Below are 21,513 nucleotides of genomic sequence, written 5' to 3'. Positions count from 1 at the left end.
GGTAGGGTGAACGTCGGTTCCACGTATGTAGCTGCTTCTAGCTGTTGATCGGAGGGCAAGGTGAAGCCTCCTGCGGGAAAAGCGGAAGAGATGAGACCACGCAGAAGCGAAGCCCTGCATGAAAATCAACAGCGGTATAACAAGCGATTTATATGAGCTGATTTATCCTATTTGCACGTCTTTAGATTGAATTAATGTAGTTATGGCTCAATCTCTTTTTCCGTTTGTTTGCTGTCCGCGCATTCCCTTGAGCTGAGCACCTTGACCGGACATACGTAGGTTTTGTAAACTGATTACTTAGATACAATTGATTTGAAAGGTGATTATATTGAACATTTATATAAAAGGTATAGAAGATGAGCGTTTTTTACGTCCGCTTCACCGAATTTCAGATTTGTTTTTTGAAGAAAGCAACGTCTCCTTTGAGGATGATAACGAAGCTCAGCTGAAGGTCGAAGTAGAGCTAAAAGTTCATGAAGAAATTTATGCGAAAGCAGTGCTGCATGACGCTGAAACAGAGAAGGTGTTTACAGAAGAGCTTTCTAAATCGTTTACGCCTTATGAAACAGAAAAAGAAAAATTTAAGCAAATAAAAAATGTGGTACTTCGCGTTTACTTATCTGTATTACAGGAGTATACAAACATTGTTCAAAAATGGGGTATTTTAACTGGTATCCGTCCGACGAAGCTGCTTCATATGAAACTGCAGTCGGGCAAAAGTAAAGAACAAGCGCATCGTGAGTTAAAGGAAGAATATTTAATTACCGATGACAAGATTAATTTAATGCAGCATATTGTGGATCGTCAATTAGCAGCTATTCCCGATTTACATGAGTTAAAGAACGAGGTAAGTATTTATATAGGCATTCCGTTTTGTCCGACGAAGTGTGCATACTGTACATTCCCAGCCTATGCGATTAACGGACGTCAAGGATCCGTTACGTCATTTTTAGGCGGCTTGCATTATGAGATGCGCGAAGTGGGAAAATGGTTAAAAGAAAATAACGTCAAGATTACAACTGTATATTATGGCGGAGGCACGCCAACTAGCATTACCGCTGAAGAAATGGACATGCTGTATGAAGAGATGTATGAATCGTTTCCTGATGTACAAAATATCCGTGAAATTACGGTAGAAGCAGGAAGACCCGATACGATTACGGAAGAAAAGCTAGCTGTTTTGAACAAATGGAACATTGATCGTATTAGTGTAAATCCGCAGTCTTATATTCAAGAAACTTTAAAAGCTATCGGACGTCATCATACAGTTGAAGAAACCATTAATAAATTTCATCTTTCTCGAAAAATGGGAATGAATAACATTAACATGGACTTAATTATTGGGCTTCCAAATGAAGGTGTAGAAGAATTTCAGCATACGCTAGACGAATCTAAAAAATTGCTTCCTGAATCTTTAACTGTTCATACGCTATCGTTTAAACGCGCATCTGAAATGACTCAAAATAAACGAAAATACAAAGTGGCAGATCGCTATGAAATTGGTAAAATGATGGATTTGGCGACTGAGTGGACTCAAGAACAAGGGTATGAGCCTTATTATTTATATCGCCAAAAAAATATTTTAGGTAATTTAGAGAACGTTGGTTACTCATTCCCTGGTCAAGAGAGCCTGTATAATATTATGATCATGGAAGAAAAGCAGACGATTATTGGCCTTGGATGCGGGGCATCTAGTAAATTCGTGCATCCAGAAACAGGTATCATTACAAGGTTTGCGAATCCAAAAGATCCAAAATCGTACAACGATGGATTCGAGCACTACACAAATGAAAAACTCAAGATTTTAGATGAATTGTTTAGTAAATAAAAAGGTCACTTTTTAGTGATCTTTTTTTATTTTCAGCAGGGAAATGTCGGAATCTGTTGAATATATAAAAAAGTTGTAAGCGTTTTCTTATTATGACGATGCGAGGTGCCGCTTAATGATGAATGTACAGTTAACCGTACCATCTATGATGGAAAGAGCTGAAAAGCTGTTTAGTAAAAAAGAAGTGGTTTCTAAATCTTCAAAAGGAATTCAGCGTTTAACCTATACTCAGTTAATAAAACGGACTCGGCAGCTCTCTAGTATGTTAGAAGGAATTGGAGTGAAGCGAGGAGAAAGAGTCGGAACGTTTGCATGGAATCATCATAGGCATCTAGAAGCTTATTTTGCCGTGCCGGGAATAGGCGCTGTTCTTCACACAATTAATATTCGGTTAGATTCTGAGCAAATTGTATACATCATTAACCATGCACGCGATAAAGTCATTTTACTTGATGAGTGCTTTTTGCCTTTATTTGAAAGTATTCATCAAAAGCTTCCACATGTTGAAGCCTATATCGTTATGTCAGATGAAGATGAGCTGCCAGAAACGGAATTACCAGTGTATCATTACGAAAATTGGATTAAGCAAGGGCACTCATCGCATTCCTTTGTTCAAGATTTAAGCGAAGAAGAACCAGCAGGTCTTTGCTATACATCTGCTACTACAGGAGAGCCAAAGGGCGTTGTATATTCTCATCGCGCTATTTATTTGCACTGTATGGCGCTAGGGCTTGCTGATAGTGCTGGTTTATCAGAAGCTGATACCGCTATGCCTATCGTTCCAATGTTTCACGTGAACGCATGGGGAATTCCTTTTGCGGCGGTTTGGTTTGGAACAAAGATCGTGCTGCCGGGTGCTTTTTGTACTTCAGAGACGATTGCTTCTCTGATTGAACAAGAGAAAGTAACTCTTGCTGCAGCTGTGCCTACAGTTTGGTTAAATTTTTTACAAGAGTTAGAAAAAAAACCTTACTCAGTTGATAGTTTGCGAGCTATTTTATGTGGCGGATCAGCGGCCCCAAAAAGCGTCATTCGAGAATTTCAGGAAAAATATCAAATTGAATTTATGCATGCGTACGGAATGACGGAAACAAGCCCTGTGGTGACCGTCTCCCGCTTAAAAAGCTATCAGTACTGCGAAGACTTTGAGTATCAGCTCAGCGTAAAAGCGAAGCAAGGTTTCTTAGTTCCTGGGGTTGAAATGAAAGTAATAGGTCAAAATGGAGAAGTTGCTTGGGATGGAGTGGAAATGGGTGAGCTATTACTAAAGGGCCCATGGGTAGCTTCTGAATATTATAAGGATAAAAGAACAGAAGATACGTTTAAAGACGGCTGGCTGTATACCGGAGATATTGTGACGGTTGACGAAGAGGGAACGATCAAAATCGTAGACCGAACAAAAGATTTGATTAAAAGCGGAGGAGAATGGATTTCATCGGTTGATCTAGAAAACGCGCTTATTGCCCATGAAGCTGTTTTTGAAGCCTGCGTCATAGCAGTCCCTCATAAGGTGTGGCAAGAGCGTCCAGTGGCTTGTGTCGTGTTAAAAGATGCATACAAAGGTATCGTTTCGTCAGAAGAGCTGCTCAAATTTTTAGCGCCGCAGTTCGCGAAATGGTGGCTTCCAGATGACATTTTATTTATGGATGAAATCTCGAAGACAACGGTAGGAAAGTTCTTAAAACGTACGCTTCGTGAACAAGTCGTCAATCATTATCAGAAAGGGTGAGTAATATGACCGTCGAATTAAAAGTAGTAGAACTAGTTTTGCAAGAGCGTGTCGCCACAATTTCGTTTAACAGGCCGGATGCGTTAAATGCATTAAACGAAAAAGTGCTAGAGCAGTTTATTCAATGTTTAAAAGTTGTCGAAGAAAGCGAAGCAGATTTTTTAATAGTAAAAGGAAACGGAAAAGTATTTTCAGCAGGTGGAGATATTAATATGATGATGTCACCTTCACAATCAGAACGTTTTGAGCAGGTGATGGACTTGATTAATGAAGCCGTGCTGACTTTATACAGCCTCCCTCAAATGACGATAAGTGTACTGCACGGTGCGGCAGCAGGGCTAGGGCTCAGCATTGCGCTTGCTTCTGATTATATTATTGCAGAAAGACACACAAAAATTGCGATGAACTTCATCGGTATTGCTCTAATTCCAGACGGAGGCGGTCACTTTTTGCTAGAAAAGCGCATCGGTGCTCATCGTGCAAAACAGCTGATTTGGGAAGGAAAGACATTAAAAGCAGAGGAAGCTCATCAATTTGGCATAATTGATGAAATAAAAGAAGGAGATTTGGCGAAGCATGTAGAAGATTATCTCTCATATTGGCTAAAAAAACCTTCACGTGCTTTGAAGGAAACAAAGCGAATTTATGTGGAGACATCCGTTTCACAATTAAAGCAAGTGCTCGCGCTTGAGAAAAGAAGTCAGTTTGCTATGAGCCAAAGTTCGGATCATAAGGAAGGTGTACGTGCGTTTCTGGAAAAGCGAGCGCCTGTTTTTAATCAAAGTGAAAAAGATCTTTCCGAAAATTAAGTGAACTAGTTTAAAAGCCAATATTTTTGTCTATCATATTGATAGAGCATGTTTAAAAGTTGCAAAACAGTGGTAACACAAGATAATGTAGAAACTAATGAGGTGATTGGAAATGAACAAAACAGATTTAGTAAACGCAGTGGCAACAAAATCAGAGTTAACAAAAGCAGATGCATCTAAAGCAGTTGACGCATTACTAGAAACAATTTCATCAACGCTAGGTGAAGGTGAGAAAATTCAGTTAATCGGCTTCGGTACATTTGAAGTACGCGAGCGTGCTGCTCGTACAGGCCGTAACCCTCAAACGGGTGAAGAAATGCAAATTCCAGCATCAAAAGTACCAGCATTTAAAGCTGGTAAAGAACTAAAAGAAGCTGTAAAGTAATATAAAACGCCGGAAAGCTAAACCTTTCCGGCGTTTTGTATTAACGATGAAACAATACAAGTTTTCCGCTGGGATTAACGCACCGATGCGTTTTTTCTAAATAGGAAAGCTCTTCTAACTTTTTTGTGCCGATAGTCTTTGCTTCTGTATCAGAAGCTGCTTCGAAACTTTCATCTATTAATTTTTCTCCAGTCTTTTCAAAAGCGGTTAATGTGTAAGTACTCATAAAATCTACTCTCCTCTTATAGTATAATTGTAAGCGTATTCAACATATTTCTCGTCTTATTCCCCTAAATCCTGCTAAGGTTTACAGATATCATTTTTTTCCATACAATAAACGTAGGTTTATTTACAAAGGAGGAATTAAATGTCTCTTTCTATCCGTGAAGTTTCAAAAAGGTACGGTGAATTTACAGCTGTAAATGAGCTATCCTTGCAAATTCCAAAAGGCGAAGTGTTTGGTTTTTTAGGTGCAAACGGTGCTGGGAAAACGACGACGTTTCGAATGATTTTAGGGCTCATTGAGCCAACCTCAGGTCACATCCAATGGAATGATAAATCTTTAACTTACAGTAGAAGTCATCTAGTTGGCTACCTTCCAGAAGAAAGGGGATTATATCCGAAATTAAAAGTCAAAGATCAGCTTGTGTACCTTGGACGGTTGCGCGGAATGAAAAAAGCGAACGTGCTGCAAGAAATGGAGCACTGGTTATCTCGATTTAATATTCCTCAATATGCTTCCAAAAAAGTAGAAGAGCTATCCAAAGGAAATCAGCAAAAAATTCAATTTATTGCCTCCGTTATTCATCGACCCGAGCTGCTTATTTTAGACGAACCTTTTAGCGGCTTGGATCCTGTAAATGTGGAAGTATTAAAAGAAGCGGTGCTTGATTTAAAAAAACGCGGAACGACTATTGTTTTTTCTAGTCATCGAATGGAACATGTGGAAGAACTTTGTGAATATTTATGTATTATGCACCATGGTACGCCTGTTGTGTATGGAAGGCTGCCGGAGATCAAACGTTCATTTGGAAAGAAAAACGTCATTGTACACGGAAAAGGTCCTTTTGAGAGAATTACGGAACTTGAAGGCGTTGTAAAGGTGAAAAAAACGGTTGAAGGCATGATTGTTCAAATCCAGCATGAATCCGTATCGCAGCTCATTTTTCAAGAACTTAAACACTTTTCATTTGTATCTAAATTTGTAGTGGAAGAGCCTTCATTAAATGATATTTTCATTGAAAAGGTAGGTGCTTCCTATGAATAAATTTTGGGTCATTGTCTTTCATACATATCTTAATAAATTAAAAACAAAATCTTTTATTATTACGACGATTATTACTGCTCTTATTCTAGTTGCTCTTACAAATATGGAGAAAATTATCGACGTTTTTAATTCAGACGATAATGGAACAAATGTGGGTGTCATCTATGAAGTGGAAAGCGTATATACATTGTTCAAACAAAATGTAAATGCCATGGATAAAGACATTCATTTAAAAGAATTTACGTCTGAGTCTAAAGCAAAGCAAGCGGTAAAAAGCGGGGAGCTCGATAGCTATTTACTTTTATCTTTAAACGATAAGCAGCTGCCTCAAGCTGTGTACAAAGCTAACTCTTTGGCCGAATCAAATCTTTCTTCTACCTTAGAACAGGCGGTGCAGCAAACAAAAGTGGCTATGGCTACAGTGAAAATCGGGTTAGAAGAAAAGCAAATTGATCAGCTTTACAGCCCTGTTTCATTTAAAAAAGAAGCGTTAGTTGAAAATGCCAAAACAGAACAAGAGCTAAATCAAGCAAGAGGTCTTGTGTATGTGCTGCTGTTTGTTATTTATTTTGCCGTTATTATGTATGGGAGCATGATTGCGATGGAAGTAGCTACTGAAAAATCATCCCGCGTTATGGAGATCCTTGTATCGAGCGTATCACCTATTACCCAAATGTTTGCTAAAATCATTGGAATTGCACTGCTCAGCTTAACGCAGCTTGCAGTTATACTGAGCGTGGGGTACACATCGTTAAAAACCAATGTAGAAACAAATCATAACGGTATCTTTTCTTATCTTGGATTTAATGATGTTCCGCTGACTACATTCGTGTATGCATTTGTTTTTTTCATATTGGGGTACTTTCTTTTTGCTACGCTCGCGGCTTTTTTAGGTTCTCTTGTGAGTCGTATTGAAGATGTACAGCAAATGATTACGCCCATGACCCTTGTGATTGTGGCCGCTTTTTTAATTGCTATGTTTGGACTTGGTGATCCTGAAGCCACAATCATTACGGTCACATCTTTTATCCCATTTTTTGCCCCGATGATTATGTTTTTGCGTGTAGGTATGTTAACTGTTCCTGTGTGGGAAGTGAGCGTGTCGATAGGAATTTTAGTTGTGACGATTACTGCTTTAGCTATATTTGGTGCCCGTGTGTATAAAGGAGGAGTCCTTATGTATGGTCAATCTACCTCTTTTAAAGATATTAAAAAGGCGCTGCAGCTCACGAAAAAAGAAACATAAAGAAGTGAGAGGCTGAGACAATAGTAATTTAGTTGAAGGAAGATCCGGACGAACAACCTAGATTCTTAATGGAGAATCCAAATCGTCCGGATTTTTTTATTGCTATGGTGACCATAGTTTTCATGTATGTAGTTGTTTCTAGCTGTAGATTGGAGAGCAAGGCGAAGGCTCCTGCGGGAAAAGCGGAATAGATGAGACCCCCCACGCAGGAGCGGAAGCAACGAGGAGGCTCAGCGGTCGCCCGCAGAAAGCGAAGTCTTGCACGGAAATCAACAGCGGTGTCTCAAGCAGTTCAGTTCCTTTATCCAATTTGTTCGTCTTTAGATGCCATTGGTTTTGTTATGTCGCAACCTCATCTTTTATGAAAAAGCGTCTACCCGTGCATTCGGTGCCAAGCGATGGTAAAATGAAATGTAAAGAGCTGTAAATAAGCGGCCGAAGCGATAAGAGCTTTGCTATCAAATACATAGAATGAAGTGGTAAGGAGGAAAAGATCATGACAAAAGGAATTGCTCAATACGAAGTAGGAGAGCAAGTTGATCTTTATTTTTTAATTAAATCCTCAACGAGAGGAATTGCAAGCAATGGAAAGCCGTTTTTAACGGTAATCCTACAAGATAAAACAGGTGATATTGAAGCCAAGCTGTGGGATGCATCCCCAGATGACGAGGAAAATTATGCTGCTCAAAAGATTGTGCGAGCTGCTGGAGAAGTAATGAATTACCGTGGGCGCAACCAGCTGAAAATACGCAACATTCGTCCTGCACAGCCCCAAGACGGAGTGCGCACATCTGACTTTTTAGAAGTGGCCCCTTTATCTCAAGAAGAAATGGTCGAACATATTACAAAGAGTATATTTGAAATGAAAAATTCGAATGTCCAGCGCATTACTCGCCATTTGTTTAAAAAATATCAAACGGAATTTTTAGAATATCCGGCAGCGACTAAAAACCACCATGAGTTTGTATCGGGACTTGCCTACCATGTGGTGTCTATGCTTAAGCTGGCTGAGTCATTTTCCACCCTTTATCCAAGCTTAAACCGCGACTTGCTGTACGCTGGAGTTATTCTTCATGATCTTGGCAAAGTATTTGAACTTTCAGGTCCTGTTTCGACGATATACACAGTCGAAGGGAACTTGCTTGGCCATATTTCGATTATGGTGAATGAAATTGGAAAAGCGGCAGAAGAATTAGCGATTGAAGGAGAAGAGGTTATGCTTCTTCAGCACCTTGTGTTATCGCATCACGGTAAGGAAGAGTGGGGAAGTCCGAAAAAGCCTTTGATTAAAGAGGCTGAGATGCTTCATTTGATTGACAATGTAGACGCTAAAATGAATATGCTGGACCGAGCATTAACAAAAGTGAAGCCCGGTGAGTTTACAGAGCGTATTTTTGCACTTGATAATCGCTCATTTTATAAACCAACGATTGATTAAAAAGGTATAAGTCTTTCTTCCTTCGCATATAGTGGTTGTAAATAACTGTGATGGGGGATCAATATATGGTGACACTACCAATTTGGATTTATTTAGTTGTAGCAGGCATTTTCTTTAGTGGATTTATGGCGATTCGTGCTGCACAACATGATAAGCAAGTGGATGATTCGTTTATTGAAAAAGAGGGACAAGTCTTCATCGAAAGAATGCAAGTGGAGAAAGAAAGACGCAACAGCGATTCTATCTGATTATATAAAAGAGCCTGTCACATGAGTGACAGGCTCTTAGCATTACTGCTGAGGAGTTTCTACGCCAGATTGACTGTCTGTCGCACCTTCTTCGAAAATTGGTTTTACATTTTTATCTTTGACTTCTACTTTTGCTTTATCAAGCTCTTTTTGAATCTTCTTGTTTGCTTCTGCTTGGTCTACTTTTGAACGTTTGATTTGCTGCTCAAGTTCGGGTTTCTTTTTCTCGAAAGATTCTACTTTCTTTTTATCCGTTAGCTTAATGATGTGATAGCCGTATTCCGTTTTGATTGGCTTGCTTACTTCACCTTTTTTCAGCTTATAAGCTGCTTCTTCAAATTCTTTCACCATTTGGCCTTCACCGAAGTAGCCTAAATCGCCACCGTTAGCTGCAGACTGCTGGTCCGTTGAGTATTCTTTTGCCAGACTAGCAAAGTCATCGCCTTTTTTGATTTTCGCTTCTACTTCATTTGCTGTTTTTTCGTCTTTTACTAAAATATGACTTGCGCGAATTTGAGGTTTTTGAGCTTTATATTCATCATAAGCTTTTTTCAGTTCTTTGTCCGATACCTTAATGCCTGCTGTAGCAGCTTTTTCACGAAGAATATCTACTTTTAGCATATCTTTAACTTCTTTTTCGCCTTTTTGCTTAATAACTGAATCCACTTGATCTCCGTATTGCTCTCTTAAAATGTTCAGCTGCTGATCCAGCTCTTTGTCTGTTACTTTATATTTTTCACTCAATACTTTTTCTTCAGTAACGCTTCGTACGAGTGTATTAAATTGGTCTTGTCCAATTGTATCCTTCATTTGCTTATACAAATCACCTTGTGTGATATTGCCTGCTTTTGTTTCTACAATTACTTTTGAAGAATCGTTTGCATTTGAAGCATCACTGCCCCCACTGCATGCTGATAATGCAACGAGACTGGCTGCCGTTGTTAGTGCAACTAAGCTTTTTTTCATACGTAAACACTCCTACTCATCATTTTTACTTATGTAGCTTGACTCAAGATTTACTATATCACATTTCCTGATGTTAGCAAATGAAGTTAAAAGCACGTAAATTTACATTTATTTTCCACATAGTGTCAAGCAAATATACGCTTCAGGCTGCTTTTTTATAAAACGCTTTCAAATAAGGGCGCAAATTCATGGAGTAGCGTCCAAATAATAGGCAAAAGAAATAAATTATGCAGTTTGGGCTAAAAGCCTAGACGTTTTTTGAGCTAATGCATAAGATGCAGTATTAGTAAACAAAGGGGGTGCTCAAATGAGCGGATGCGGATATGGAGGCGGTTTTGCACTATTAGTTGTGCTATTTATCTTATTAGTCATTGTTGGTTGTGCATGCTACCACTAAAAAACAGGTGAATATAAAAGGAAAGGGGCGATAGATATGGGTTCTTACGGATGCGGATACGGCAGTGGATTTGCGCTATTAGTCGTATTATTCATCTTATTAGTTATCATCGGAGCTAGCTGTTTTTGCTAAGCCTATAAAAAAGCGGTGAGACATCTCACCGTTTTTTATGTAAATGATACTTCAATATAAGATGAAACTAATAAAATGGTAATTAATACATTAATCGTACGAAAAACTTTAGGCTGTTTTTCAGCTGGAATTTCTTTTTGAATACACAATGTATTTGTTAGTGCATTGATGTAGAATAAAATGAATAGTGCAAATACAATAAAGAATATGTACATAAAAATCCCCCTAACAAAATCAGTGTGACGAAGACAAAAAGTCTTATAGTCATTTATATAGTACAGCTTTGTATGAATTTACAAATATCTATATTAACATTACCAAAAAAGCGGTAAAATAGATAGTTATATATACAGTTGAGCAAAGAATTTCAAGAGGTATTTACACAGAAATGCGGTTTTTATTTTATAAAGGGTAGTTAAGAAGTTGAGAAATAGGTTTTAAACCAAATAGCAAAGTGAATGGATAAGAAATGAGTAACGATTAGCTACTGTGCAAAAGGATTGTTAAAAAGGACAGAGGGATTTATATTAATATATGCAGTGAGTACATAATCAGTATATGAAAATCTTTATACGATGCTACTTAAACAGGAAATGTGAATGACGAAGAAAGAATTATTTGGAAGAACATGAATGAATCATGTACAATATGGAGTAGAGGTATATGAACGTTGAAGGAGTAGGGGAAGCGGATGGAAACTTTAGAATCTCGAGTATCACGTTTAGAATATTACATAAAACTGTTATCTGGGACATCTGAACAAGAAGCTAAACCATTTATTGATCTAGTGGTGCGAAATCAGCTTACAAAGAAGGAAGTAGAGGAGATTTTAATTCTGTGTGAAGATACAAAAAGCGAATATATTGAGCAAAAAGCGGAAGGCCTGACAGACTTTGTTCCGCTTCTTACACAATTTGTTGGTATGCTGAACTATAAATTAAATCCTAGAGAGACGGTTGAATCGCTTCGTTATCAACCTTCTTATCAAGATGTGATGAATGAATTTTTTGAAATTATTCAATGGATAAGGGACTAACCATTAAGAGTTTGAAATAGTCTCCTGATGGTTTTCTTTATCTTTCTTGACAAGTTTACCATCTTCTTCAGTGAATTCTTCTTCGATATGATGGAAAGATCGCTCGAAGATATCCATAAAATCTTCACCGTAAATTTTGCGAATGACGGTCATTAGTTCCATAAACTCAGGGAATTTGCCGTACAAGTCGCGCAACGGAAGTGCGCCGCTGAACACTGAATTATTAGAAGGTTCGTAATGTTCCATTAAATCTAATAAAATGGCCTCTCCTTTATCTGTCAGCTGAATGTACGTATTTCGCTTGTCGCTTTCTTTTTTAGAGAACTCAAGTAAACCTCGTTCTTCTAGTTTTTTGGAGAAGTTAAATGCAGTAGAAACGTGCATAACTCCAAATTTGGCAATTTCAGAAATGGAAGCCCCGTTTAAATGATATGAAATCCATAAAATATGGTGCTCGTTAATATTAAGGTCATAAGGCTTAATCCATTGCTGCCAATCCTTCTCTACGGTTTTCCAAAGGGCTTTGCTTAATTGGGCAATGCGTTGGCTAAATAGAAGTGCTTCTTTCAAACTGTAATCTTGATCACTAGTCTTTTTCATCTTCTCCCACCTACTTAGTCTCTTTTTTTATTTATCTTCTATTATGCCAATAAAATAAAAAATTATAAAGATGTAAATTTACAAAATTTTAAAAAATTAAAAAAGAAGGCGTTTTAACCTTCTTTTTTGTCAATTTTTTCATTGGGATTTTTAGTTGTCTGTACATGTTCTTCTAGGTTTGACAAAGAATTTTGGATTTCTTTCAAATGATGCTGAATGGATTCCTTATGAGGGACAATTTCTTCTTTAAACTGACCAATGGTATTAGAAAGGTCACTTGCGATATTTTTCACTATAGTATTTCCTTCTCTGGCGGTCATTTGTACTTGTTGAGAAACAGCTTTTATTTTTGTTGAGAGCTCTTGTTGCGAAGCGTTAACTCGGTCTTTTCGGGAACTTACACGCTCCTTAAGTTCTCGTCCTGAATATGGAGTAACAAGAAGCGTTGTAATAGCAGCTACGGTGCTTCCGATTGCTGCTCCAGCTGCTAGTTTTTTTATTCTACTCATTGTTTATTTCCTCCTATGTAGTAAAGTAATTGCTAACACTTCCTTCTGACATAATCATAAAAAAATAGCATAGATTTATACAAAAGAAGGAGGTTATCAACATGGGATAGCTTTATTCATTCTTTTGATGATCAGCCTGAGTTTTTTTCTGGCTGCTTTTAAATGGTTTAGCCTTACGACTAGAACGGCCTCATATCCACCTAAACATGTTCTTAAACAAAAGTCTCTTACATGTGCAACAGTGGCTTTTGCGAGTTTTTTCGTGGCACTTATACTTTATTATGTAACCTAGGATGGAGAACTTAAACCTTTATTACATAGTAAGTCTTCATACGTATTGTATTAGCTGCAAATGAAATTTAAGTGAAAGAACTGTACCATCTTTTATTAAATAAAAAGGTAAAGTTCAAACTGTAGGTTGTCGCAAAAAAAATCATCAACTTTTATTTAAAGGTCCGCCAAGCTTGGCGGACCTTAGCTTTTAGTGTAAAAAAAGAGCCTGATTCTTAACTAAATCAGGCTCTTGACGTTACGATAATTTTGCTTTGATGCTTGTGCGTTTTAGAACGGATTGAACAATTGGATAAATAACGACCATTACAATTGTATTTACTACTGTTGCAGGTAATACAACTGCAGCAACAAGTGCCATGACGCTATTTCCGCCCGGTAAGCCGACGATTAGCGCGGCAGCTGACAAGAATACGGTCCCTGATACGAGCGTGCCAACGGCTGTTAAAGCAGCGGCAACTGGTGTTTTCATGCCTGTTGCTTTTTTCACAAGCATAAATAATGCAAAGAAAATAAATGCTGTAATTGGTTTATCAATCAAGTTTGCAATTTGTCCGCCAGGAAAGCTTGTTGTTAAAGCAGAAATAACCGCTGTGGTTAAGCTAACCAATGCAACATTTTTTACGCTAGGAAACAACAGGATTGCTAAAAACATCATCGTTAACATCATATCTGGCTTCATTCCAAATAAAATAGGAGGTACCACCGTGTGGAGAACCGCTCCAATTCCGACTAATAACGCTAAAGAAACTAAAACTTTTGTATTCATTTCTCATCTCTCCTCTTCTAAGCTAAGCTCGAAATATACCAATAGTGCGTCTATGCCCATTGCATATATTTACATACTAATTATAACATATTTATATGAAAAAAGAATCAGCTAATTCTGCCAATTACGCGTTTGCCTGCGCAAACTCATCCATAAAGACGGCAAGAGCTTCACACGCTTCAAACGGTACAGCATTGTAAATAGAAGCTCGGCATCCCCCGATTGAACGGTGTCCAGCTAATCCTACAAAGCCTTTTTCTTTTGCTTGCTGTAAAAACGCAGCGGTTAACTCATCGTTTGGTAAAGTAAACGTTACGTTCATAATTGATCGGCTTTCCTCAGTAGCATGAGGAGTATAGAAACCGCTTGAACGTTCCATGCTTGAGTAGAGTAACTTAGCTTTTTTATGATTTTGAGCTTCAATTGCTTTAACGCCACCTTGTTCTTTAATCCAATCTAAAACAAGTGAAAGCATATAAATACCAAACGTTGGAGGAGTGTTGTAAAGGGAGTTGCTCTTTACGTGTGTCTCGTAATTCAGCATTGTTGGTAAGCCCTCAGGAATACGTTTAAGCAATTCTTTCTTCAAAATGACAACTGTGACACCAGATGGTCCGAGGTTTTTCTGAGCACCAGCATAAATGAGTGAGAACTTAGATACATCAATTTGACGGCAAAGAATGTCGCTTGACATGTCAGCAATTAAGTCTACTCCTTCAATAGAAGGGTAGTCAGCCCATTGTGTACCAAAAATGGTATTGTTGGACGTAATATGCAAGTATCCAATCTCTTCTTTTGGAAGCTTTACATCATCTAAAGCTGGAATAGAGCGATAGTTCTCTTCTTTAGTAGAAGCAACAACTGCTGTTTTCCCAAGTTTTTTTGCTTCTTTTAACGCTTTTTCTGACCATGATCCCGTTAGCACATATGCCCCGACTTGATCAGGAGCTAAAAAGTTCATTGGAATCATAGAGAATTGCAGGCTTGCTCCACCCTGCAGGAATAAAATTTCATGTGTATCTGGAATGTTAAGCAATTCCGTGAGTGTTTCTTTAGCATGTGTTAATACATCTTCAAACTCTTTGCTGCGATGTGATAATTCCATCACAGACATACCCGTATTTTTAAAATTAACTAGCTCCTCTTGAGCAAGTTGTAAGACAGGTAGGGGAAGCGCAGACGGACCTGCATTAAAATTATAAGCTCTGTTTAACGTAATCACATTAATTCCTCCTCAAATTAGTTCGAACACTCATCATACAAAATGGCTAATGACTGATGTCAGAAAGAATATCATTATACTATCATGAAAACCATTGATTGTGGAGGTAACTTTTCAAAAATTTAAATTAATCTGTAAAGAGAAAATAATAGAAAAAAGATAAATAAAAAGTATACACAAACATGTTTTGGCAAACATGTAAATGAAATGTTTATATGCTATACTGATGGAAGAAATAATGTGGAGGAACAGAATGAGAGTATTAAAATATGCAATATTAGGGCTCTTAGATCAGAAGGAGCTCAGCGGGTATGACATTACCAGACTTTTTAAAGAAGAGGTCGGCAATTTTTGGAGTGCTAAGCACAGCCAGATTTATCCCGAGTTAAAGCGATTAACAGAAGAGGGATTTATTCGCTATGAAACCGTGATTCAAGGCAAGAAATTAGAAAAAAAGATGTATTCGATAACGGAAGAAGGAAGAGGCGAGCTAAGCAAGTGGCTCACTACAATTGATCCTATTCCTGAAACAACTAAAGATGAATTTATGTTAAAAGCTTATTTTGCTTCATCCATGTCAATAGAAGAATTAAAGCAACAAATAGATAATCAACTATCAAGCAGGAAAGTGAAGCTAACTTTTTTAAAGAAACGAATGGATGACCTTTTGGAACAAGTTAATCATCACATTACCGTTTCATCTCCTCAATTTGGTCATTATTTGGTGCTTTCTCGCGCTCAAGACAGGGAGACAAGCTATATCAATTGGCTTGAACGTACGCTGAATTTAATTGAAAAAGAACAATAGGAAAAGGTGAGCGGATCATGACTTGGTGCATAAAATCATTTCAAGAGCTGACAAACGAGGAGCTTTATGAAATTCTACAGGTTCGCACCGCTATTTTTGTTGTCGAACAGAAGTGTGCTTACTTAGAAGTAGATGGAAAAGACAAACTGGCTTATCACTTGTTCAAAAAAGAGAATGAGGAAATTATTGCATACCTTAGAGTTTTACCAAAAGGAATTAGCTATCGGGAAGCTTCTCTTGGGCGCATTATTGTAAAACAAGCACAGCGCGGTACAGGCCTTGGAAGAGAACTAGTAGCAAGAGGAATTGATTTTCTAGAAAATCAATTGCACGAGAAGACAATTAAAATTCAAGCTCAAAGTAGACTTCAAACATTTTATGAATCGTTTGGTTTTAGACCTATTTCCGATATTTATTCAGATGAAGGACTCCCACACGTAGATATGCTAAAGACACCTTAGAAACTTCACCAATTGTGTGAAGTTTTTCTATTTTTAAAACGGGTAAGGTGAAAGAAACGTGTAGGGTTTAGTGGCACGCAGATAGAATCGATATGACTACTACTAAATTAGTAATTTATGAATAAGATAGATAATGAATTTGTTTCTTTTTACTTATTCTTTGATTTTCAGTAAGTGATATATTGAAGAAAGTAATAATATTGTATATAATGATTTTTGTAACAAAAATGTAACAATTACGTAATATTCTTAATATTTATTGAAAAAGAAATTTGTTGTACATATTGCTTGGAGGCATTTTCATGAGTGCAAAAGAAAAGAAAAATAGGTATATATATAGTTTGGACGGACTTCGGGCTTTTGCTGTCATGGCTGTGATGGCTTATCACTTAGGCTTTGGATGGGCATCTGGAGGATTTCTAGGGGTTGACGTTTTCTTTGTATTGTCAGGGTATTTAATTACTTCGATTTTACTGGTGCAATCTTGGGAAAATCCTTTAAAAAATTTGAAACATTTTTGGATCAGCCGAACGAGAAGACTTCTTCCAGCTGTGTATGTGATGGTAGTATTAACCGCAGCGTGGGTTATTTTATTTAACCGGCCATTGTTAACAACGCTACGAGGCGATGCATTATCGTCTATTTTTTATATGAGTAACTGGTGGTTTATTTTTCATAAAGTTTCATATTTTGATAGTTTTGGGTCACCTTCACCATTAAAGAACTTATGGTCACTTGCTATTGAAGAGCAGTTTTATATTGTGTGGCCACTTGTTTTATTATTAGGTTTAAAATTTATCAAAAAGAGAGGAATTCTTTCTCTATTCATTTTAGCTGGAGTAATGGCCTCAGCTATTCTAATGTCTTTTTTATATGAGCCAGGAGGGGATCCTAGCCGCATTTATTATGGAACCGATACTCGGCTGTTTGCCCTTTTAATCGGCTGTTTACTTGCATTTGTCTGGCCGATGTATCGTTTATCATCAAAAAATCTTCCAGCTGTAGGCAAGCAAGTATTAAACGCGGTAAGTATGGTGAGTTTCTTTGTATTTATTCTCTGCGTATGGAGCGTTGATGAATATACGCATGCATCTTTTCTTTATCAAGGTGGGATGCTGCTGATTTGTTTAAACGCTGCTGTACTGGTTGCAACGATTAGTCATCCTAGTAGTTTTTTAGGAAAAGCTCTGTCGTTTAAACCGCTTCGCTGGCTTGGTACTAGATCATACGGTATCTATTTGTGGCATTATCCGGTTATTGTTCTTACAACGCCTGTAGCCGAGATTGGCCGCCCGGTCTATTGGCATGCGCTGTTACAAGTAGGACTTACGTTTATCATTGCTGAACTTTCGTACCGTTACATCGAGGTGCCTATCCGTACACGCGGCTTTCGCTATTATTTCCGGCACTACCATCCGAGAGAGCTTTTTAAATGGCGTAATCTCTCTCGTTCGAGACAAGCGGTTTTGGGCAGTCTCATTTTCTTTTTGGCGTTGTTTACAGCGGATATGACAAGCTTTGCTATTAGTACGCAACAAAAGGATGAAACGGCAGCAAAAGAGACAGAGGTTAAGATTCAAACGAATCATAAAGAAAATGCTTCAACTTCTGTCAAAGATAAGAACAAAGCGGATGATAAAAAAGCAGAAAGCGCTGAAAAGAGTTCCGGGGAAGAAAAATCGCATGCAAAAGAAAAGCAGCAGCCGAATTCTTACAGAGATGTTCTTGCGATTGGAGACTCGGTCATGCTGGATATTGCTCCTAATCTTAAAGAAATGCCGCTTAGTATTACGATTGATGGAAAAGTAGGAAGGCAGCTTAATGAAGCGCTGCAGCTAACTCCTAGTTATCAAGCGTTTAATAATCCGAACAGCGCAGTGATTATTGAGTTGGGAACAAACGGCTATTTTACAAATGAAGAACTTGAACAACTGTTAAAAGCTTTTTCACACGCGGATGTTTATTTAGTAAATACGCGCGTTCCCCGTTCTTGGGAAAGCACCGTGAACAAGAACTTGAAAGCTGCTTCTGAAAAGTTTGATCACGTCACGCTCGTTGATTGGTACTCTGAGGCTTCTAAGCACCCTGAATACTTTACATCAGACGGTGTACATTTGGTGCCGGAAGGATCAAGAGCATTAACAAAATTAATTGAAGATCGCATGAATTTAGAAGTGAAGGCAGAAAATCCTTCATAATGAGCGAGAGAAAGCATTGAATTTTATATTATAAACAATAGATAAAACAAAAAAAGCTTACATGTGTAAGCTTTTTTTGTTTCAAGAAAGGCGAGAAGAAATATTGCCAGCGATTTCTTGAAGTTTTTCAGGCGTGTATTCGCTTGTATGCTCTTTCCATACCGCGCCAAAGCCATCGCCTTCCCCGTAGCGAGGAATAATGTGCATATGATAATGAAACACGGATTGACCAGCTTTTTCACCATTATTATTTAAGATGTTTAAGCCGATTGGGCTGTATGTTTCTTTAATTGCATTTGCGATTTGAGGAACCACTTCAAACAAATTGCGCGCAATTTCCGGCGTTAGTTCGTGAATGTCTTTTTTATGTACTTTTGGAATCACCAGCGTATGACCTTTTGTTACTTGACTAATGTCTAAAAAAGCTAATACATGTTCATTTTCAAATACTTTTGCACCTGGGATTTCACCGCGAATAATTTTGCAAAAAATACAGTTTTCATCATGTGTGCTCATTATGTTCACCTTCCGTTACCAATATAAATGTATGGGTATACATGTACGTTTATTTTACCACAAAGTAGAAATGCAATCAGTAGGCAAGAAATAGCTACTGGCATTTTATACACAAAAACGGGATGCAAACGATTATGCATCCCGTCATGTGAAGAAGGAAAAAATAGCTTTTAATGCAGCATATGATCTTTAAGGAACACCTCATTTACGTAATTGCATTGCCTAATGAAACAGTCACTTGAAAAAGTATATTCTCTTTAACAAACACCTCATTTAAGCATTGAGCTAAAAAATATACAATGTGAACGAAATCGTTCTTGGTCTTTGACAAACACCTCATTTACACAGTAATAAATGAACATTATTGTCTACCCATTATATATATTCTTACTACGTTCATGACTACCATCCCCTTATGAATCAAACATACATCGATTTACAATAAGGTTTTCTGAAATATGCCTGCTGTAGACACCTCATCCCAAATGTAAGAAGCTTTGTAATGATTAGTTGTAATCAATAACTTGTTTTCCTTCTTCCCTATATAGAATGTCCCGATATTTCGATTATATTCTGGAAAAATTAACCGAAAAGAATTGAAAACGATGTGAGGACGAAAAAGATTTGGTACAATAGAGCAAATAGCGCTTGCGCTTTTAGACAAAAAAGAACAAATAAAAGGAGATCGTGATGGGTTCTTTATTGCAAATTAACAATATTACAGGGGGATATACAAAAACTCCCGTCTTAAAAGATGTATCGTTTGATGTAAATGCAGGTGAATTAGTTGGGTTAATCGGGTTAAACGGAGCCGGAAAAAGTACAACGATTAAACATATCATTGGATTAATGGAAGCAAAAAAAGGAAGTGTATCCATTAATAATAAAACCTTTCAACAAGACCCAACAGGTTATCGAAGTCAGTTTACGTTTATTCCAGAAACTCCGGTGCTATACGATGAATTAACATTAAAAGAACATTTAGATATGACAGCTATGGCTTATGGACTTGAGCCTCAAACATATGAAGCACGTCTGCAGCCGCTTTTAAAAGAATTTCGTTTAGACCGGAAGTTAAAATGGTTCCCTGCGCATTTTTCAAAAGGAATGAAGCAGAAGGTTATGATTATGTGCGCTTTTTTGGTTCAGCCGTCTCTTTATATTATTGATGAACCTTTTTTAGGTTTAGACCCGCTTGGTATTCAATCTTTACTTGATTTGATGACGGATATGAAAAAGCAAGGCGCAGGCATTTTAATGTCCACACACATTTTGGCGACCGCGGAACGCTACTGCGATAAATTTGTTATTTTACATAACGGAGAAGTAAGAGCGCAAGGAACGCTTAAAGATCTTCAAGAAGAATTTCAGATGCGCAATGCTACTCTTGATGAAATTTATATTGAATTAACAAAGGAAGAAGGCTATGAGTAAGATTGATGCATTATGGAAGCAACGATTTCAGCAATATTTAGTGGATGTAAGAAGATATACAAAATATATCTTAAATGACCACATTAAATTAGTGTTAATTTTTGCGATTGGCGGTTTAGCCTACTATTATCAACAGTGGCTGAGTACATTAACACCTGCGTTTCCTTCGGCTGTAGTGATTGCGATACTTATGGGATTGATTTTAACCATGGGTCAAATTCAAACGTTTTTAAAACGACCTGATTTAGTCTTTTTACTTCCTTTGGAGACGAAGCTGCAGCCTTATTTTAAAAAATCTTTTTGGTTTACCTTTACGATTCAGCTTTATATTTTATTATTTGCAACTGGTGCAGCAGCACCTCTTCAAGTAAAGGTAATGCACGATTCTTACTCAAACGTTTTTGTGTTTTTTCTGCTATTACTCATTCTGAAAGTTGTAAACTTAGGCATGTCTTGGTGGGCCGTATGGTTTGAAGAAAAGTGGGCGAAGTGGACAGATTATATCGTCAGGTTTTTCTTGAATGCAGTTTTTACGTATTTCTTATTTTCGCATGCATACGCATTCTTTACAGGAATCGTAGCGGTAATTATGATTGCGCTAGCCATTTATTATCGCTCGCTTACAAAAAGAAAGCCGATTAAATGGGAAAAGCTAATTGACTTAGAAGAAAAGCGCATGGGCTATTTTTATCGATTAGCTAATTTATTTACGGATGTTCCACAAGTAAAAGAACGAATCAAACGCCGTAGATATTTAGATTGGCTCTTAGCACGTATTCCATTTCGTCAAAATGCCACTTACCATTACTTGTACACCAGAACATTTTTGCGATCAGGAGATTATTTAAGTTTGCTCGTTCGCTTAACTGTCATTGGCGGATTTTTAATTGTAGCTGCGCCGTTTCAATACGGGAATATAGTGGTTGTTTTATTTGTTGTATACATGACGGGTTTTCAATTACTCCCGCTTTGGAAGCAGCACAAGCAAATTTTATGGCTTTCTCTTTATCCAGTCGAAGCTAAAGAACGAAAAAGGGCATTTTTGGACGTATGGAAAAAAGCGCTGTATGTACAAATTCTTGTGCTCGCCATAGTGGTGGCTTTTTCTAATATAGTTGCTGCACTGCTTTCCGTGGCAGCAGGTGCTATATTTATTCACTTATTTGTAAATGCATATGTAAATAAAAAATTAACGTAAAAAAGCTCCGAATGGAGCTTTTTTAC

At 37.6% G+C, this 21,513-nt stretch carries 25 protein-coding genes; 17 read left to right on the top strand and 8 right to left on the bottom strand.

The genetic code is table 11. The features are described from left to right. Positions 1-328 precede the first annotated feature (328 nt). The 4 genes from ACO1DI_RS16860 to ACO1DI_RS16845 all read left to right on the top strand — a co-directional run bounded on the left by ACO1DI_RS16860 (position 329) and on the right by ACO1DI_RS16845 (position 4,751). Positions 329-1,828, top strand: coding sequence for a coproporphyrinogen III oxidase (locus tag ACO1DI_RS16860; protein WP_042992344.1), 1,500 nt, complete (start codon positions 329-331; stop codon positions 1,826-1,828). Between the two features lie 115 nt (positions 1,829-1,943). Further along, positions 1,944-3,557 (top strand): long-chain fatty acid--CoA ligase, encoded by a 1,614-nt coding sequence (locus tag ACO1DI_RS16855; protein WP_423145481.1) that lies wholly within the window; start codon positions 1,944-1,946, stop codon positions 3,555-3,557. 5 nt (positions 3,558-3,562) lie between these two features. Next, positions 3,563-4,366: an enoyl-CoA hydratase gene (locus ACO1DI_RS16850; protein WP_014461683.1), complete on the top strand. Its 804-nt coding sequence runs from the start codon at positions 3,563-3,565 to the stop codon at positions 4,364-4,366. A gap of 112 nt (positions 4,367-4,478) precedes the next feature. Next, a complete protein-coding gene (locus tag ACO1DI_RS16845) occupies positions 4,479-4,751 on the top strand; it encodes an HU family DNA-binding protein (RefSeq protein ID WP_013055305.1) in 273 nt (90 codons plus the stop codon). Between the two features lie 40 nt (positions 4,752-4,791). On the opposite strand, the gene ACO1DI_RS16840 is transcribed toward ACO1DI_RS16845, so the two are convergent. Next, positions 4,792-4,977 (bottom strand): YhzD family protein, encoded by a 186-nt coding sequence (locus ACO1DI_RS16840; protein ID WP_014461682.1) that lies wholly within the window; start codon positions 4,975-4,977, stop codon positions 4,792-4,794. Positions 4,978-5,118: 141 nt separating this feature from the next. Between ACO1DI_RS16840 and ACO1DI_RS16835 the strand changes: the two genes are divergently transcribed. The 5 genes from ACO1DI_RS16835 to ACO1DI_RS16815 all read left to right on the top strand — a co-directional run bounded on the left by ACO1DI_RS16835 (position 5,119) and on the right by ACO1DI_RS16815 (position 8,950). Continuing rightward, positions 5,119-6,018 carry an ABC transporter ATP-binding protein gene (locus ACO1DI_RS16835; RefSeq protein ID WP_014461681.1) on the top strand — a complete coding sequence of 300 codons (900 nt, stop codon included), beginning with the start codon at positions 5,119-5,121 and terminating at the stop codon, positions 6,016-6,018. Further along, positions 6,011-7,264 (top strand): ABC transporter permease, encoded by a 1,254-nt coding sequence (locus tag ACO1DI_RS16830; RefSeq protein WP_423145480.1) that lies wholly within the window; start codon positions 6,011-6,013, stop codon positions 7,262-7,264. Before ACO1DI_RS16835 ends, ACO1DI_RS16830 begins: the two co-directional genes overlap by 8 nt. A 191-nt stretch (positions 7,265-7,455) precedes the next feature. Then, complete coding sequence (locus tag ACO1DI_RS16825; RefSeq protein WP_423145479.1) at positions 7,456-7,629, top strand: hypothetical protein; 174 nt, start codon at positions 7,456-7,458, stop codon at positions 7,627-7,629. A 131-nt stretch (positions 7,630-7,760) separates the two neighbouring features. Next, entirely contained in the window at positions 7,761-8,702 is a 942-nt protein-coding gene (yhaM, locus tag ACO1DI_RS16820) for a 3'-5' exoribonuclease YhaM (protein WP_013055309.1), read from the top strand. 65 nt (positions 8,703-8,767) lie between these two features. Beyond that, positions 8,768-8,950 (top strand): sporulation YhaL family protein, encoded by a 183-nt coding sequence (locus tag ACO1DI_RS16815; protein ID WP_013055310.1) that lies wholly within the window; start codon positions 8,768-8,770, stop codon positions 8,948-8,950. A gap of 42 nt (positions 8,951-8,992) precedes the next feature. Here ACO1DI_RS16815 and ACO1DI_RS16810 read toward each other — a convergent pair whose 3' ends face one another. Further along, positions 8,993-9,916: a peptidylprolyl isomerase gene (locus tag ACO1DI_RS16810; protein WP_014461679.1), complete on the bottom strand. Its 924-nt coding sequence runs from the start codon at positions 9,914-9,916 to the stop codon at positions 8,993-8,995. Between the two features lie 307 nt (positions 9,917-10,223). On the opposite strand from ACO1DI_RS16810, the gene ACO1DI_RS16805 reads away from it, so the two are divergent. Together ACO1DI_RS16805 and ACO1DI_RS16800 are read left to right on the top strand one after the other, a co-directional pair. Then, complete coding sequence (locus tag ACO1DI_RS16805) at positions 10,224-10,313, top strand: YjcZ family sporulation protein (RefSeq protein ID WP_074682953.1); 90 nt, start codon at positions 10,224-10,226, stop codon at positions 10,311-10,313. Between the two features lie 36 nt (positions 10,314-10,349). Continuing rightward, on the top strand, positions 10,350-10,445 hold the full coding sequence (locus tag ACO1DI_RS16800; protein ID WP_016762974.1) for a YjcZ family sporulation protein: 96 nt from the start codon (positions 10,350-10,352) through the stop codon (positions 10,443-10,445). A 35-nt stretch (positions 10,446-10,480) separates the two neighbouring features. On the opposite strand, the gene ACO1DI_RS16795 is transcribed toward ACO1DI_RS16800, so the two are convergent. After that, the gene (locus tag ACO1DI_RS16795) at positions 10,481-10,660 is read right to left on the bottom strand and encodes a hypothetical protein (RefSeq protein WP_013055312.1); all 180 of its coding nucleotides are present in this window, start codon (positions 10,658-10,660) and stop codon (positions 10,481-10,483) included. Positions 10,661-11,136: 476 nt separating this feature from the next. Between ACO1DI_RS16795 and ACO1DI_RS16790 the strand changes: the two genes are divergently transcribed. Then, positions 11,137-11,481 (top strand): DUF1878 family protein, encoded by a 345-nt coding sequence (locus tag ACO1DI_RS16790; protein WP_014461678.1) that lies wholly within the window; start codon positions 11,137-11,139, stop codon positions 11,479-11,481. A gap of 3 nt (positions 11,482-11,484) precedes the next feature. On the opposite strand, the gene ACO1DI_RS16785 is transcribed toward ACO1DI_RS16790, so the two are convergent. The 4 genes from ACO1DI_RS16785 to serC form a co-directional block, all read right to left on the bottom strand. Next, positions 11,485-12,081: an HTH-type transcriptional regulator Hpr gene (locus ACO1DI_RS16785; RefSeq protein ID WP_014461677.1), complete on the bottom strand. Its 597-nt coding sequence runs from the start codon at positions 12,079-12,081 to the stop codon at positions 11,485-11,487. Positions 12,082-12,194: 113 nt separating this feature from the next. Then, on the bottom strand, positions 12,195-12,590 hold the full coding sequence (locus ACO1DI_RS16780) for a YtxH domain-containing protein (protein ID WP_014461676.1): 396 nt from the start codon (positions 12,588-12,590) through the stop codon (positions 12,195-12,197). 529 nt (positions 12,591-13,119) lie between these two features. Further along, positions 13,120-13,650, bottom strand: a complete 531-nt coding sequence (locus ACO1DI_RS16775; protein ID WP_209368225.1) for a tryptophan transporter — start codon at positions 13,648-13,650, stop codon at positions 13,120-13,122. Positions 13,651-13,774: 124 nt separating this feature from the next. After that, the gene (gene serC / locus ACO1DI_RS16770) at positions 13,775-14,872 is read right to left on the bottom strand and encodes a 3-phosphoserine/phosphohydroxythreonine transaminase (protein ID WP_209368227.1); all 1,098 of its coding nucleotides are present in this window, start codon (positions 14,870-14,872) and stop codon (positions 13,775-13,777) included. A 253-nt stretch (positions 14,873-15,125) separates the two neighbouring features. Between serC and ACO1DI_RS16765 the strand changes: the two genes are divergently transcribed. The 3 genes from ACO1DI_RS16765 (at position 15,126) to ACO1DI_RS16755 (ending at position 18,339) form a co-directional block, all read left to right on the top strand. Continuing rightward, a complete protein-coding gene (locus tag ACO1DI_RS16765) occupies positions 15,126-15,680 on the top strand; it encodes a PadR family transcriptional regulator (RefSeq protein ID WP_014461673.1) in 555 nt (184 codons plus the stop codon). Between the two features lie 17 nt (positions 15,681-15,697). Next, positions 15,698-16,141 (top strand): GNAT family N-acetyltransferase, encoded by a 444-nt coding sequence (locus tag ACO1DI_RS16760; protein ID WP_014461672.1) that lies wholly within the window; start codon positions 15,698-15,700, stop codon positions 16,139-16,141. Positions 16,142-16,443: 302 nt separating this feature from the next. Continuing rightward, positions 16,444-18,339: an acyltransferase family protein gene (locus ACO1DI_RS16755; RefSeq protein ID WP_140451878.1), complete on the top strand. Its 1,896-nt coding sequence runs from the start codon at positions 16,444-16,446 to the stop codon at positions 18,337-18,339. 81 nt (positions 18,340-18,420) lie between these two features. On the opposite strand, the gene ACO1DI_RS16750 is transcribed toward ACO1DI_RS16755, so the two are convergent. Continuing rightward, the gene (locus ACO1DI_RS16750; RefSeq protein ID WP_014461670.1) at positions 18,421-18,855 is read right to left on the bottom strand and encodes an HIT family protein; all 435 of its coding nucleotides are present in this window, start codon (positions 18,853-18,855) and stop codon (positions 18,421-18,423) included. Between the two features lie 690 nt (positions 18,856-19,545). On the opposite strand from ACO1DI_RS16750, the gene ACO1DI_RS16745 reads away from it, so the two are divergent. Beyond that, a complete protein-coding gene (locus ACO1DI_RS16745; RefSeq protein ID WP_013055321.1) occupies positions 19,546-20,289 on the top strand; it encodes an ABC transporter ATP-binding protein in 744 nt (247 codons plus the stop codon). Next, the gene (locus ACO1DI_RS16740) at positions 20,282-21,487 is read left to right on the top strand and encodes an ABC transporter permease (protein WP_014461669.1); all 1,206 of its coding nucleotides are present in this window, start codon (positions 20,282-20,284) and stop codon (positions 21,485-21,487) included. Before ACO1DI_RS16745 ends, ACO1DI_RS16740 begins: the two co-directional genes overlap by 8 nt. The last annotated feature ends 26 nt before the right edge of the window (positions 21,488-21,513 follow it).

This window comes from Priestia sp. 40 (assembly GCF_049368575.1).
GTDB lineage: Bacteria > Bacillota > Bacilli > Bacillales > Bacillaceae_H > Priestia > Priestia zanthoxyli.
Note: the sequence above shows the minus strand (reverse complement) of the source record. Positions and strands in the feature narration are given on the sequence as shown.